This is a genomic window from Microbacterium nanhaiense (genome assembly GCF_014646015.1).
In the GTDB taxonomy this organism is placed as follows: Bacteria; Actinomycetota; Actinomycetes; order Actinomycetales; family Microbacteriaceae; genus Microbacterium; species Microbacterium nanhaiense.
This window is the reverse complement of sequence record NZ_BMMQ01000001.1, coordinates 135,359-148,305: the sequence shown is the minus strand read 5'-3', so window position 1 is coordinate 148,305 and position 12,947 is coordinate 135,359. Positions and strand designations below refer to the sequence as shown.

The 12,947-nt window shown below is 63.5% G+C and carries 20 protein-coding genes; 7 read left to right on the top strand and 13 right to left on the bottom strand.

All coding sequences use genetic code 11. The annotated features are described in order from the left end of the window. Nucleotides 1–51: 51 nt before the first annotated feature. From IEX05_RS00835 to IEX05_RS00820, 4 genes are all read right to left on the bottom strand, one after another. Entirely contained in the window at nt 52–627 is a 576-nt protein-coding gene (locus tag IEX05_RS00835) for a DUF3618 domain-containing protein (RefSeq protein ID WP_188699478.1), read from the bottom strand. Then, nucleotides 624–1,040, bottom strand: coding sequence for a phage holin family protein (locus IEX05_RS00830; RefSeq protein WP_188699476.1), 417 nt, complete (start codon nt 1,038–1,040; stop codon nt 624–626). The genes IEX05_RS00835 and IEX05_RS00830 overlap by 4 nt, the downstream gene beginning before the upstream one ends. Then, a complete protein-coding gene (locus IEX05_RS00825; RefSeq protein ID WP_188699475.1) occupies nt 1,030–1,800 on the bottom strand; it encodes an ATP synthase subunit B family protein in 771 nt (256 codons plus the stop codon). The genes IEX05_RS00830 and IEX05_RS00825 overlap by 11 nt, the downstream gene beginning before the upstream one ends. Nucleotides 1,801–2,124: 324 nt before the next feature. Beyond that, nucleotides 2,125–2,484, bottom strand: a complete 360-nt coding sequence (locus IEX05_RS00820) for a helix-turn-helix domain-containing protein (RefSeq protein WP_188699473.1) — start codon at nt 2,482–2,484, stop codon at nt 2,125–2,127. 51 nt (nt 2,485–2,535) lie between these two features. On the opposite strand from IEX05_RS00820, the gene IEX05_RS00815 reads away from it, so the two are divergent. From IEX05_RS00815 to IEX05_RS00805, 3 genes are read left to right on the top strand one after another with little or no spacing between them, the layout of a single operon-like run. Beyond that, nucleotides 2,536–2,697 carry a hypothetical protein gene (locus IEX05_RS00815; RefSeq protein ID WP_188699472.1) on the top strand — a complete coding sequence of 54 codons (162 nt, stop codon included), beginning with the start codon at nt 2,536–2,538 and terminating at the stop codon, nt 2,695–2,697. A gap of 46 nt (nt 2,698–2,743) precedes the next feature. Further along, a complete protein-coding gene (locus IEX05_RS00810) occupies nt 2,744–3,382 on the top strand; it encodes an HNH endonuclease (protein ID WP_188699470.1) in 639 nt (212 codons plus the stop codon). A 55-nt stretch (nt 3,383–3,437) separates the two neighbouring features. Continuing rightward, the gene (locus tag IEX05_RS00805; protein ID WP_188699468.1) at nt 3,438–3,752 is read left to right on the top strand and encodes a hypothetical protein; all 315 of its coding nucleotides are present in this window, start codon (nt 3,438–3,440) and stop codon (nt 3,750–3,752) included. Between the two features lie 157 nt (nt 3,753–3,909). On the opposite strand, the gene IEX05_RS00800 is transcribed toward IEX05_RS00805, so the two are convergent. The 3 genes from IEX05_RS00800 to IEX05_RS00790 all read right to left on the bottom strand — a co-directional run bounded on the left by IEX05_RS00800 (nt 3,910) and on the right by IEX05_RS00790 (nt 5,405). Beyond that, a complete protein-coding gene (locus IEX05_RS00800; RefSeq protein ID WP_188699466.1) occupies nt 3,910–4,374 on the bottom strand; it encodes a hypothetical protein in 465 nt (154 codons plus the stop codon). Nucleotides 4,375–4,572: 198 nt separating this feature from the next. Next, complete coding sequence (locus tag IEX05_RS00795; protein ID WP_188699464.1) at nt 4,573–4,896, bottom strand: hypothetical protein; 324 nt, start codon at nt 4,894–4,896, stop codon at nt 4,573–4,575. Then, complete coding sequence (locus IEX05_RS00790) at nt 4,893–5,405, bottom strand: Panacea domain-containing protein (RefSeq protein ID WP_229661044.1); 513 nt, start codon at nt 5,403–5,405, stop codon at nt 4,893–4,895. The genes IEX05_RS00795 and IEX05_RS00790 overlap by 4 nt, the downstream gene beginning before the upstream one ends. Before the next feature lie 348 nt (nt 5,406–5,753). Between IEX05_RS00790 and IEX05_RS00785 the strand changes: the two genes are divergently transcribed. Next, nucleotides 5,754–6,521, top strand: coding sequence for an LEM-3-like GIY-YIG domain-containing protein (locus tag IEX05_RS00785; protein ID WP_188699461.1), 768 nt, complete (start codon nt 5,754–5,756; stop codon nt 6,519–6,521). A gap of 73 nt (nt 6,522–6,594) precedes the next feature. Here the strand turns inward: IEX05_RS00785 and IEX05_RS00780 are convergent, their stop codons facing one another. Beyond that, nucleotides 6,595–6,831, bottom strand: coding sequence for a hypothetical protein (locus IEX05_RS00780; protein WP_188699460.1), 237 nt, complete (start codon nt 6,829–6,831; stop codon nt 6,595–6,597). Between the two features lie 62 nt (nt 6,832–6,893). On the opposite strand from IEX05_RS00780, the gene IEX05_RS00775 reads away from it, so the two are divergent. Then, nucleotides 6,894–7,145: a hypothetical protein gene (locus IEX05_RS00775; protein ID WP_188699458.1), complete on the top strand. Its 252-nt coding sequence runs from the start codon at nt 6,894–6,896 to the stop codon at nt 7,143–7,145. A 16-nt stretch (nt 7,146–7,161) separates the two neighbouring features. Here IEX05_RS00775 and IEX05_RS00770 read toward each other — a convergent pair whose 3' ends face one another. Continuing rightward, a complete protein-coding gene (locus IEX05_RS00770; protein ID WP_188699456.1) occupies nt 7,162–7,584 on the bottom strand; it encodes a hypothetical protein in 423 nt (140 codons plus the stop codon). 3 nt (nt 7,585–7,587) lie between these two features. Then, nucleotides 7,588–8,331 (bottom strand): M15 family metallopeptidase, encoded by a 744-nt coding sequence (locus tag IEX05_RS00765; RefSeq protein WP_188699454.1) that lies wholly within the window; start codon nt 8,329–8,331, stop codon nt 7,588–7,590. A 118-nt stretch (nt 8,332–8,449) separates the two neighbouring features. Here IEX05_RS00765 and IEX05_RS00760 point away from each other — a divergent pair, with 118 nt between their 5' ends. After that, nucleotides 8,450–9,508 (top strand): polysaccharide pyruvyl transferase family protein, encoded by a 1,059-nt coding sequence (locus IEX05_RS00760; protein WP_188699453.1) that lies wholly within the window; start codon nt 8,450–8,452, stop codon nt 9,506–9,508. Here the strand turns inward: IEX05_RS00760 and IEX05_RS00755 are convergent. Together IEX05_RS00755 and IEX05_RS00750 are read right to left on the bottom strand one after the other, a co-directional pair. After that, a complete protein-coding gene (locus IEX05_RS00755) occupies nt 9,505–9,756 on the bottom strand; it encodes a hypothetical protein (protein ID WP_188699451.1) in 252 nt (83 codons plus the stop codon). The genes IEX05_RS00760 and IEX05_RS00755 overlap by 4 nt on opposite strands. Before the next feature lie 56 nt (nt 9,757–9,812). Beyond that, complete coding sequence (locus IEX05_RS00750; RefSeq protein WP_188699450.1) at nt 9,813–11,921, bottom strand: right-handed parallel beta-helix repeat-containing protein; 2,109 nt, start codon at nt 11,919–11,921, stop codon at nt 9,813–9,815. 118 nt (nt 11,922–12,039) lie between these two features. On the opposite strand from IEX05_RS00750, the gene IEX05_RS00745 reads away from it, so the two are divergent. Further along, entirely contained in the window at nt 12,040–12,303 is a 264-nt protein-coding gene (locus tag IEX05_RS00745; RefSeq protein WP_188699448.1) for a hypothetical protein, read from the top strand. A 109-nt stretch (nt 12,304–12,412) separates the two neighbouring features. Here the strand turns inward: IEX05_RS00745 and IEX05_RS00740 are convergent, their stop codons facing one another. Then, nucleotides 12,413–12,898: a hypothetical protein gene (locus IEX05_RS00740; protein WP_188699445.1), complete on the bottom strand. Its 486-nt coding sequence runs from the start codon at nt 12,896–12,898 to the stop codon at nt 12,413–12,415. Between the last annotated feature and the right edge of the window lie 49 nt (nt 12,899–12,947).

The window sequence follows — 12,947 nt, the reverse complement described above, 5'->3', positions numbered from 1 at the left end:
GGGCCGGGGATGACGGCGGTACCCGTCGTCCCCGGCTGCGTCATCAATCGGTCACGCGTCCGAGACGTTGTCTCGTGCCTCGCCCGCGCGGTCGCGAACCGCGTGCGCGGCGCTCTGCGCATCGGTCTGAACGTGCGCCGCCCCCTCGCTCGCCGCGTCCTTCACGGCCGCGGCTGCCTCGGACACCGGCTCCTTCAGGTCCGCGCCGATATCGCGCGCGATCTCCTTCGTCTCGTCGACGAGCGGCTGCGCCTTCTCCTTGACGTCCTCGGCGAGCCTCTTCTCCTTCTCCGAGGCCGGCAGGAGCGAGGAGACGAGGAGCCCCGCGCCGAAGGCCATCAGGCCCACGGCCAGCGGATTGCCCTCGGCCTTCGCGGCGGTCCGGTGCCCGGCGTTCGACACGCTGTCCGCGACGGCGGATCCCGCATCGTGCGCCGATTCGGCGACGCTGTCGGCGGCGCCCATCACGCGGTCCTTGACCGACGAGAAGGCACCCTTCACGCGCTCCGTCTGCCGGTGCGCGATCTTCGAGGGCGTCACCTTGTCGACGAGGGCGTCGGTGTCCTGGCTGAGTTCACGGCGTGAGCGCTCGATCTCGGCGCGGATCGCCTCTGGCGAATCGGTCATCGGTTCTCCTCATTCCTTTTCAGTGCCTCCGGGATCTTCCCGAGCGACTCGATGGTGCGCGGGGCACCCTTCACTTTCTTGATCTGTGCGCGACCGGCGACGAACAGGACGACGGCGATCACGAGCCATACCGCCGCCACGATCACGGCGGACCAGCCGAGGCCGACGAGCTCTCCGAGCGCCCACCAGAGCGCCACCGAGAGGAAGAACACGGCCATCAGCACCGCGTATCCGGCGGTTCCGACCATCCCCGCGCCCGTGCCGGCGCGGGTGGCCGACTCCTTCAGCTCTGCCTTCGCGAGGGCGATCTCCTGGCGCATCAGCACGGAGAGGTCCTTGGTGACCTCGCCGAGGAGGTCACCGAGCGACGTCGTCGCCGCCTTCTGCTCGGACGGCGTGGGCTCATCGGTCATCGGCGCGCTCCCCTCGGACGATCGCGGGATCCACGGCCGGCGACGCGGCGCGCGAGCTGTCGTAGACGGGCGTCGGTTCGTCGAGGCCCGCTGCCGCTCCCGGGACGCCGGGCGCCGCCGTCGTCGGCGGGACGACGGGGGCCTGCGGCGGGACGGTCGTCGCGGGCGGCACCGGCGGTGTCGGGCGCGTGGCCACCTCGTCGGGGGATCCGGCGCGCGGGCTGCCGTCGTCGGCTCCGTGCTCGGAGGCCGACTCCGCGAGCGAGCGCGTCAGACGCCCCGCGAGCACACCGGCCACGAGCGCGCCGCCGATAAAGACGCCGGGCTTGCGTCGCGCGAAGGCCTTCACCTCGTTGACGAGCCCTCCCGGATCGCGCTGCGAGAGCCACGCGGATGCGTCCGACACGCGCGTCGATGCCTGACCCACGAGGTCCGCTCCGATGCCCGGGTTCTCCGCGCCGCGCGCCATCGACTGCAGTTCGTCGCCGATCGCGCGCAGGCCCTCCGCGACCCGTCGCTGTTGCTGGGCCGCCTGATCCATCAGCTCCTGGCGGGTCTGCGCGTAGACCTCCTTGGCCTGTGCCCGCGCCTCGTGAGCGACGTTCGTCGCTTCCTCCTGAGCCGTGCCGAGGACGTCGCCCGCCTCTTCGCGCGCCGTGCTCGCAACCTCCGCGGCTTCCTGCTTGGCCGCGTCGGCCTTGCCCGACGGTGAGTCCGTCGCCGTCGCCGACGAGGCCGTCTCGCCATAGTTCTGCGTCATCGTTCTTCCTCTCCGTTACCGCTTCTGTACTGGGAAGACCCATGTAAGTCGGTATTCGGAGAAGAGGCTTTCGTCTTGACGCGACGCACCCTCACCTGCTAAACGCGACGCGCGCGCGAGACCGCGGCGTCGCTCGTCCCCCCAGTGGGACTCGAACCCACACTTCGCGGTTACTCGGTGACGGTGCCCTTGAGTGCCCTAGGCTACTAGCTTCCGCGGGATTACAGGGCGCGCGCGAGTGTGGGCATTCTTGGGCACTTGCGGGCAACGCAATTTCTTGCCGCAAAGTAGCGAGTAAATAGCGAGTACGGCGCTACCCTCGCCTCATGAACGACCTCGACGCCGACGATGGGAACCAGCAGGCTGCTCCCAAGGGTCGCGAGGCGCGTCCATGATTGGGATCTCGCCGCGCGGTTGCTCCCTGTAGGCGCTCGCCGGGTTCATCACTCGGCTTCCGAACACCGCAGACTCGAACAACTCCCCCACTGTCATGTCCAAGAACGCGGCGATCTTGGCCAGCTCTGAGATCGTGAACGATGATCTTCCGTGCAGACGGCTCGAAACAGTCGGCCAGCTCATCCCGAGAACTGCCACGAGGTCACGTTGCTTCTTCAGCCGTCGCGCCATCTCAGCGCGGACGGCACCCGCGACATCCTCGTCGGTGATGTCTGCTCGTTCATCCATGGCCTGATGATCTCCCGAGGCCCGTCTTCAGTAAACCGCTACCCTCGCCTCATGGATGACTTGGATGCCGGCTATCCACCACGTCGCCTCGTCTGGTCTGAGGTGCGCGACCTGCTCGACATGACCGGGTGTGTGGATGTCGCCGAGCTGATCGGGGCGCTCGAGGCGTACCGGGACGATCCACCGTTTCCGAATGAGCCGATTCCCCTCTAACAGCGCCTAGCCGTGTCCGCAACTGACGCGCACCTAGGATGAGCGCATGGCGATCATAAAGAAGCGCGTATCGGCGCGGGTGGAGCGAATCGACCACAGGCGATCCGCCACTGTGCGAAAGCACGATCAGTGGCTGGAGCTACCGGGATCCACCGCGTGGACTCACGAGGTGATCGATAGCAAACTAATCCCCAGTTTTGCATGGTCACACCAAAGCGACGTACCTAAGCTCCGGTTTCACCTTGCCGTGGAGGGGCGCGAGTATGAGCTTTCTCAGGAGCAGCCTGTACTGGTCGCAGGCTACGGCGAATATCAAGCTGACATTCACCTGTGGTTGTACAGGGACGAGATATATGAAACGAAGGACTTCAACCTCACGCCCGAGGATGTGAAGGCTCTCATCAACGAGATCGCTAACCGTCGCAGGCTCGCTCTCGCTAAGGCTCACGCGCTGCAGGCTATGACGGACCAGCTAGACAAGCCGACTAAACGAACCAAGATCCCACAAGACGTGAAGGTCGCGGTATGGCAACGCGACGGCGGCGAGTGTGTCGAGTGCGGCGGACGTCAAGATCTCGAGTTCGATCACATTATCCCTTTCTCAATGGGCGGGTCGAGCACTGTGCGTAATCTTCAACTGCTTTGCGAACCGTGCAACAGACGCAAGGGGGCCAGCCTGGGGTAGCCACAGAATCACTCGGCCTCACCCAAATTCGAACGTTTGTTCTACAATCGGGGTTATGGGATCGAACCGCCGCTACCCCGATCACGGCGCGAAGCTGATGGAACAACGCGAGCTCAGGACTGCCGCTCAGAAGGGTGACCTGCACAGCCTCACCGCTGCGCAGCTGGATCTTGACCACACGCCCGTCACCGTCGCTCCCCCGAAAGCCCGCATCATGGGTACCGCGTGGCTCCGGTTCGGCACGATCGACGTCCCCGCCGAGGTGCGCATCGACAGGTGGACAGACCGCGCGATCGGTGTCGTCTTCGAGATCGACGGCCGACCCATGCGGTGTTGGCTCTGGCAAGGGGCCGTCACATTCCACGACTAACGCCAGGTGCCGTGCCCACGCCTCAGGAACACTCGCTGCTGGAAACCGGAGGGTTTCACCTGCAATACACCAGCGATTGCAATGAGACGAGATACCCCCTGCTCTGGCAATCATTAGCCATAGTCAGGGGGGTCACGTGCATCGAGCGACGCTACGCCTACTTTAGGTTTCGGCAGTCATCCGAGAGGGTAGAAGGCAGATCCAGAGCCTCACGAATCCTCTTCACCGCCGGCTGGAAGTCCGACGCAGAAGGACGGATAACCATCATGTCGGCCATGGTCTGTGCTTCAGATATGGCGGTCATTGATTCGGCTTGGTCTTCGTAGTAGGAAGCCACCGCTTCGATGTCGTCGGGGTCGATGACGTCAGGCCATGACGCATCACGCAGGGTCTCGGCGGCATCGGCAGAAGCTACCGCACTGTCTCCCGCAAGATCGCGCACCCTCCCCATGTCCATGTCATCTGAGGCGTCATCCATCTCGTAGCCGATGTTGTTCACTGCACAGACAGCAGAACGGTATGTCTGCCCTGCCTCTTCCTGGCTCATCGCACTGGAACATCCACTGAGTCCGACCATGAGGACGAAGGCCGAGACGGAGACGACGATTGAACGTTTCTTCATGAGCTAAGAATACCGAGCTACTGGCCTCGACGAGAACTAGTCTTCTTCGCGGTTGCGTCAACCCGCGCAACCCTGTCTACTACGATCGTCCCCACGCGTCGGCCGAACGTCTCGCTGCGCCCGAGCTCGCCGACCACCTCTCTGCCCAAAGCAGAAAGGTGCCCCTCCTGCTCGAAAGCAGGAGGGGCACTCCTGATGCTACTTGCGGACAGCCTGCCCGAATACGAATCCCATAGCAGTTGTCGCGATGATCTTGAGCGTGTCCGACGTGGCGGAGAAGGTCATGCCGTCACGCGGCCAGATGTGGTCTATCAGTGCGAAGAAAACGATCCAGACCATGCATGCCGCGATCAGGAGGAAAGCGAACTTATGCTTCCATCTGTCGAGGAACCGCCAATGAGTCCCGTCAGGGTCCTTCTCTTGCTCAAGAGTGCCGACCTCGTTTGGAGGAACGTCAACCTCGGCGTCTAGGGGAACTTCCTCATGCAAGGGAGCATCCGCCGCCCCGGGGTCTTCGTTCACAGAGCCGTGCCTTCGGAAACCCCAAGCGTCTTCTGGTACGTCCGATCCGCGAGCATGATCTCATGCCCAATGTGCGCGCTGGCATCCGGCTTAAAGACCTGCGCCCATGCTGATCCGTCCTCATGGGTCAGCCTCGAGAGTGCAACTGCGCTCATCTGCTTTGAGCCAGCCCAGACGGCATCCAGCACGGCCTTCAAGTTCGGATCGCTATCTTCGTTCACCTTGTAGGCCTTGTTCTTGGCGTCTTTACCGAACGACCTGATTGGATCTCCACCGAAGGACCGGAACTCGTCGTAGACAGTCCTGTTCACAGGGCCGTACTTCCAGGCTTGGAACGAGCCGTCCAGTAGCTGCCGACCGGTGCGTTTCGCGTACTCGCAGGCGGCGAAGAAGAGAATTTTCTGAAGCTTCATCGGCGTCACGTTGGCCTTCTCGTCGAAGGCTCGCCGAAGGATGTTGTTGCTAACTACGACAGGGCTGTAACCCATGATTCCTCCGTCCTCAACCACGCTGCCCGAAAGTTATCCACAGGCTGGTGATAACTACTCTACCTGCATGAAAGAGTAGCGTCGTCACCAAATTTCGTTGCGTCACGTGTTGTCAACCTTGCATCTACTGACAACAGACTCACCGTAACCACTGACAAACGAAGTAACCGCCCCTCCCCGGGGCCCGTGAGGGCCAGCCGAGGAGGGGCGGAGTCGTGATGTCAGGGTGTGAGCTCGTCCAGGTCTACGTGCTCGCGCGTGCGGCGGTGCGAACGTTGGCCGTGAATACGCTGGCCGCGCCGGCAATAACGGCGCGGGCCGGATTCGGGAACTTCGAAGCGAGACGATCCTGGCCATAGGCTACGGATCATGACCGCCGATACTCGCATCCCGGCCGAAGTTGCCGCACAGCTGGGCTACTACGTTTATGCGCTGCGCGACCCCAGGGACGGCCAAGTTTTCTATGTCGGCAAAGGGATCGGCGACCGCATCAATGCTCACGTACGCGACGCGCGCACCGATCTCACCGTAGAGCGCGCGAAGCTCCGGAACATCAACGAGATCGAGGCTACGGGACAGCGTGTTGACCTCTTGTTCTTGCGTACCGGGATCTCAGAGGAATCGACCGCATTCGTCGTCGAGCAGGCCGTCATCGATGCGTTTGCCGCCACCGGGCATCCGCTCACGAACCTTGTTCGCGGTCATCACGCGAGCCGACACGGGCTTGCGACGCTCCCCGCTGTGATCAGCCGCCACCGGGCGGAACCGTGTCCGCCGATTCCGTTCCCCGTCATCATGGTCAAGATCCAGAAGGGGTGGCGCCCGGACGCAAACGAGCAACAGATCTACGACCAAACGCGCGGCCATTGGAAGATCGCTTCTTGGGTCCGGGAACGTGCCCAGTTCTGCCTCGGCGTCGCGCATGGCGTCGTGCGGGGCGTCTACCGTATCGACGAATGGTTCCCTTCACCCGTCCCGGATGACGAGGGCCAGAACCGATGGGGTTTCGTCGGAAGCGATGCCCCTGAACTCAAGCACGTCGTTGGAACGGAAGTTCGCGATGTGTTCGGTGGACGCGTTATGTATCGACGCTTCCTCGAAGGCTACCCCGGTGTCGCACGCGAGCTTGGTACGTAGCGAGGGTCGAAAGCGCACGACAGAACCGCCCCACCCGGGACCGTAGTCACCGAGTGGGGGCGGAGTCGTGAAGTCACGCAGTCGGGGTGTTCGGGTTGTCGACGCCGAGCCCGAAGGCGGGGCGCAGGACACCAAGCACAGCGAGTGCGGGTGTCGTGATCGCGAGCGCGTCGAACGCGTCCGATGCGAGATCCGCGGACACGACAACCGCGACGACGAGGGTCACCACATCGAGCACGGTGCGTGCGATCTTGCGGGCCTTCGGGTTCGTGATGACGACGTTCGGGACGCCAGGGGTAGGGGTGGTCATGAGGTTCTCCTTCATGGTCGTGTGGGGCGCGCCGGCGGTGGCGGCGGAGATCCCCGGTAAATATGGTCGACGAGAGCACGCGCCCACTGCTGGTCGAGTGCCTGCTCAACCTCGATATGAGACATGCGTGCCCGAAGTTCACGCATCTCTTCCTGCATCTGATCGATCAGCGCGTCACGGTCAGCGATCGTGTCACGGCGCAGTTCACGCTCATCCGTCGCAACCCCGCGCCGCTTATCGGCAGTGAATCGACGCCAGGTGAGCACGAACCCTCCGACTGCGACGATCGACGTGGAAGCACCTGCTATCAGTGACGTCCAATCCACCCGATCACCGCCTACGAGGTGTCATCGCCCGAAGCTTCGCGGCATGCGCCGCGAGGCGGACACCTTGCTCGGCGACAGCGACAGTAAGGCCGGTGATGACGAAAGCTTGAGCGAGGCGTGTCGGGCTGCCCTGAGAGACGATGCCCCAGACGGCGATCGCGTACCCGATGAGCCCCCCGACCGCTACCCACGTTGCCAGGGCCTCCACCTGCCACCGCCCCGTGACAACGCCGGTCAGAGCTACCAGACCGCCGGTTGCGGCGAGCATCGTCCACCAGACCGTGAGTGGTTCGCCGATTGTCCCGGCGATGGTTGTCGGCCTCCAGATGAGTCCCCCGACCCCGGCACAGATCACGCACGTGTAGAGCACGGCGCGCATGATGCGGAGCAAGCGCCTCCACCGGGGCGGAATGTCCCGATCGGGCATCGGTCAGTCCTTCGGGCCGAGCTTCTTGCGCCCGCCGAGGTGCGCGATGATCTTGTCCAGGCGGACACCGATCGTGTCTCCGGCCTTCGCGCGTGCCAAGGTCGAGCCGATCAGCTTCCGAATTGCGGACACTTCCCGGCCGATCTCATCAACATCTTGCCGGAGCGATGTCTTCCGGCTCGATGCGCCCCCTTGCTGATCTCGGATCTGCTGGAGAAGCTTGCGGTCGTCGTCAGTAAACATGTCGTCCTCCTCTGACGCGGCAGTACCGCCGGCGCCTGTATTCGTGACGGCCCACGGGTCTCCCGCGAGCTCAATGTGCCAGGGTTCGGCGAACGTGTAGCCGATCGCGTTGAAGCCGTACTTGGATGCGTTCGCACGGATCCAGTTCGCGCGCGCGTTGCCCGCGATGGTCACGCCCGCATCCGAACCGGAGTCGCGGATATCGAGCGCGTGGCCACTCTGGTGGTTCGACGTGCCAGGAGCGGCCACCGTGCCCTCACCAGACACGCGCCCCCACGTCGACCCGTCCCACTGCCGGTAGTCACCGAACGGCGAGTAGGCGCCGCGACGGTACCGGGACGTGAAGATCTCCACCTGCCCCTCGTAGGAGCGGTAGCCGGAATAGACGTGCAGAGTCACGCCCGGGAAGGCACGCTCGAACGCGGGCTTGAGCCGCGTCAGGAACGCCTGCGCGGTCCGTGGTGCGACCGGCCATCCGTCGACAGTCGTGTAGTCGAGAGCCACAGCGGCCCTCCTTTCGGGAATGGGAAAGCCCGCCGTTGCCGACGGGCTGAAATATGAGTGGCGCGTGCTGGCCGGATAGGATGATGCGACAAAGCCCTTACGGCCAGAGAAGGTCCAGATGTTTACGCAGCAAGACTCCGAGCACCTCGCTTCCCTCCGCTCGCAAACCGAGCAGGTTCTCCGAGACACAATCGGGGAGCACAAGGATGTAGCCCTCCTCGACGCCCCCGCACTGGTGAACGTCGGAGACTCCCTCATCTGGGCCGGCCAGCTCGCCTACATGGACCGCCTCGGCTACCGAGTGCGCTACGTCAGCGACATGCAGTCATTTGATGAGCGCCGCCTCCGCAAAGCGCTACCCGCAGGGGGGACAATCCTTCTCCGCGGCGGCGGAAATTTCGGTGACGTGTGGGTCGGGCACCAGGAACACCGTGAGCGAATCGCGAAGGCGCTCCCGGAGTACAAGATTGTCCAGCTCACCCAGTCCGTTTTGTTCAAGAACGCGGACCGGGCAAAGAAGGCGAACGAGATCCTGGGCGCTCACCCCGACTTTCATCTCCTCGTTCGCGACGAGCTGTCCCTGGAACGAGCCTCCGAGCACCTCCCAGACATCGACCGCACGCCGTGTCTTGACATGGCGATTGGGTGGGACCCGAAGCCTGACGCTTCTGTGAGTTCGAGCTCGACGCGTGCCGTTGTTATCGCGCGAGAGGATCGAGAAGGCGCGTCTGGGCTGGCAGAAGCTGCCCGCTCATGGCAGGAGTCTTTCGACATCACCGTGACCGACTGGGGCCGTCATGCCGATGTGCCTGCACGATGGCACCGCACGCGCAAGGAGCTGAAGTTCAACCGCAAGCTACTCGGCGCGAAGCGGAAGATCTCGACCCTCGTTCCTGCTCTTCCTCAGTCGGCCATAGAACGGCGAATCGCATATCTCAACGATTGGAATGTCGACTCAGCGGTCAACCTGTTCTCCACAGCTCGAGGGATCGCTGTAGACCGGCTCCACGCGCACGTCATCGCAGCACGGTTGGGAATCCCCCACGTGGTCCTAGATAACAACCACGGGAAGATCAGCACGGTTTTCCACGCGTACACGGGCCAGTTCTCCAGCGCGCACTACGCCACCTCCACTGATGAGGCTCACGAGAAGCTCTTGGGCTTCATGACGTCCTAGTGGGCCAGGGTCGAGACGACACGTCGGGCGATGTCTTCGCCGCTATATGTGCCGCCGAACTCCTCCTTTACCGCGTCCAAGACAGCACGCCTGATTGTGGCGATATCGGTAGTCATCTGAACGATGTTGTCGCGGATGAGCGAAGCATCCACGGTGGCCGCGACCTCCGTCCGAATGGCGTTCGGTGACGCCTCGCCACGGGACGAGGGCGCGATGATGTTGTCGCGGATGATCGGCTTGTCCGACATGGTCTATTCCTCTCTGAGGGGAGCCCGCGTTACGGGCTCCCCGATGGAGGCGGCGCTCACGCGTCGCCAGTGTTCCCTGAGATGCGGGCGCCCGTGAGTGTCGCGCCGGTGGTGACGATCGTGTCGACCTGCGTCGGGTTAGACGCGAGATCGTAGATGTCGTTGTCCTGGATCCGGCCACCCTCAAGCGTCGCGCCACTCCATACGAGCACCCCGGCCCGGTCGTCCGAGATTCCCCGTCGGCCATTACCGACCAACTGGTTATCGCGCACGGCAATCTGCCGAAGCTTCCGGCCCGAACCCGAATAGAGCCGGACACCAGAGCGGCCACACGCGCGGATGACGTTGCCCTGCACGACGATGCCAGTGATTTCGACACTGGAACCCGCCGGGTTCTCCACCGACACTCCCCAGCTCTTGCACTCGAAGATCTGGTTGCCCGTGATCAGCGTGTGTAGGTAGTCGCGAAGGTTGGGCCCACCGCCGGATGGCATCGCGATCAGGATGCCGACGCCATCCGTCTCACCTGGGCCCGTGCATCCTCGAATCGTGTTTCCCAAGATGTTCGCGTGGAGGCCCGGATAGGCATCCGGCAGGGTTGTCTTCGCGAGACGGATGCCGTTGCCGCATCCGATGATCTCGTTTCCGGAGATGATCGTGCCGGTCGAACCGGTGTCAGAGATGCCGTTAGGCATACCCTCGACGACGTTGTTCACGATCCGGTAGCCGGGAACGCCCGCATCCGGGTCTGCGCCCGACTGCGCCTCGGTGAAGATGCCGTTATGCCCTGGCCCCGCGACGGCCGCGCTGTGCATGCCACGGATGACATTGCCGATGATCAACGTCGGCTCGGTCGCGCCCGTTGCCTTCGTGCCCGCGCCGATACCTGACCCGCCGGGGCCGACCCCGCTGGGTGCGAGGCGTCCGGGGTTCAGGATGAAGTTGTAGCCGATGGTCACCTGGTCGTACGAGTGGTCGAACGGAACTGCTGTCGCGGGCGTGTTCCAGACATTCATGCGCTCTATAGAGCATCGCTGCACGAGGTAGATGTTCAGAGGCTTGACGGCGGTGCCGTAACCCGCAGAGTGGACATGGAATTCAGCGTTCACGCCGAAGTCTCGGAACGTCGCGCCGATGAGCGGGTTATCAGTGGTTCGCCCCGCGCAGGTGAGCCAGTCCGACGTGCCCGCGACACCGCCGTTCCCCGGGTTGTCTTGAAGGACGTGCACCCAAGAGACGTTCCGGTCGATGCCCGCCCACGAGACGTAGTTCTCGACGTTCAGCGGCACAGTCGCGATCGTGCGCGCGGCGGGGAACCGAACCGTGCCACCCCCGGCGCGTACGGCTTCCTTCTGCGCCTGAGCGATCGCGACATCATCAGGCGTACCAAACACGCACCGCGCGCCGGTGACCGTCGACGTCGCATTCGAGTCGACTCGTGCAGCAGTACCGTCAATCGCCGTGATCGTGGCGAGCCATACTCCGTCGTTCGCGTTCGCGATAACGGGGCCTGCGCCCTTCACTGCAATCCGCTTGCCGATGTCCGCAGACGTGAAGTTATACGAGTTCGTCCAGACGTAGTTCGCCCCCGCCTGAGTGCGCGCATCAGTGACATACACGCCGTCACACTTCGCGCCATAGTCCCGAATGTCGAACACTGGGCCGACCGCCTGGCGCTTCTGCGCCGGGTTGAGCTTCACGTCGGCAGGCATCGTGAGGGTTGAATCGACCGAAACCATCCGGCGAGTTACCGTCCCCGTAGATACCGGCACGAGCCACTGCCACCCACCGAGCTTGTTCGAGGTGAGGTTGTTGCCGTTGCCCCATACGCCCGCGATCGTCGCACCCGTGTCGTGGCTCGGACGCTCGGCGGACGTGAGAGCACCAACAGCCGCGACGGCACCGTTCACGCGGAGGACCAGAAGGCCATCACGCTTGAGATACTCGAGATCCACAAGGTCGTTTGCGCGCGCAAAGACGCTGGACTGGGTGAGCACTCGCCACGACATGGCGGCGAGGTTGGGGCCATTGCCTCGCTGCAGGGCATATTGCCCGCCCGATGCGACAGTCCAGCGCAAGATCTTGATGTCGTTCGAAGCGAGCCTGGACGCGGTGAATGCTCCGATAGCGCGATTGCCACCCTCAGTCGTGGACACCGAGATCACCCGGACGCGAGACACACCATCCGGGCCCCCCACGTCAACCGAGGCATACACGCCGCCCGACCCCGACGTCGGCTGTTGCGCGGTCGGATCGATCGAGTTGCCCCACGTTCCAGGATCCGTGTCCGACGACACCACGCGAATTGTCGCGTCACCCGTCGTCGTCGGTCGGTTATGGAACGAAGCGACCGCCGGAGAGATCGCGAGCGGGTTGATCGCAAACTTCTGCGAGAGGACACCCGGCGCGGGCTCCGAAGCGTTCGGGAACGTGAACAGCCCCGGCGCGCTCGTCGTCGCAAAGTACCCCGAAACGATCGACTGGATAGCCGCCTCAGCGGCCGCAATCAGGTTCGGGTTCTGCGCGATAATGCCCGCACCGATCTGAGCGATCAGCTCCTCAAGAGCCGTCCGAAACTGCGTCCCCGTCGTGCGCGTGATCGTAGCCATCGACGAATCTGTCGCGAACCGCACCTGGGCAATCTTCACAAGAGCCATTACTCGCCACCCTCCACCAGAGTTCCCTCAGGAACCCACGGATCCCACCAGCCATTCGCGCCGCCAGAGATATCGATGTAGACCACATCGTTGCGAGTACGGAGAAACTGAGGCGGCGCTCCCAGCCCGTAATAGAAACCAGCCATCATCGACGGCACAGCCGGCGGGAGCTCATCGATCGGCCCACCCTGTGCGGGAAAGATCGGATCCCACTCTGCGTACCCTCGTGAACGGTTCTCCAACGTCGATACCGACGGCACGAGCCAGTCCATGAAGGGGACGTAAAGAAGCCCAGGAGCCGATTCGAGTTGCACCTGCCCCGCGCCAGTCACGGGGTCGAGAGTGCCCTGAACCTCACGGTGCGTCATCATCCCCGACGCAAGACTGGTGCTGAGCGGGCGGAAGAAAACTCGGGGCTCCCATGTGGCGGGGACAACCTGCCGGTTGTGATCCCACGCCTTGTACGTGACGGTCACGAGTGCCATAGCGCCTCCTCGGCGAAACTAGGTATTGATAACGGGCCACACATGACCC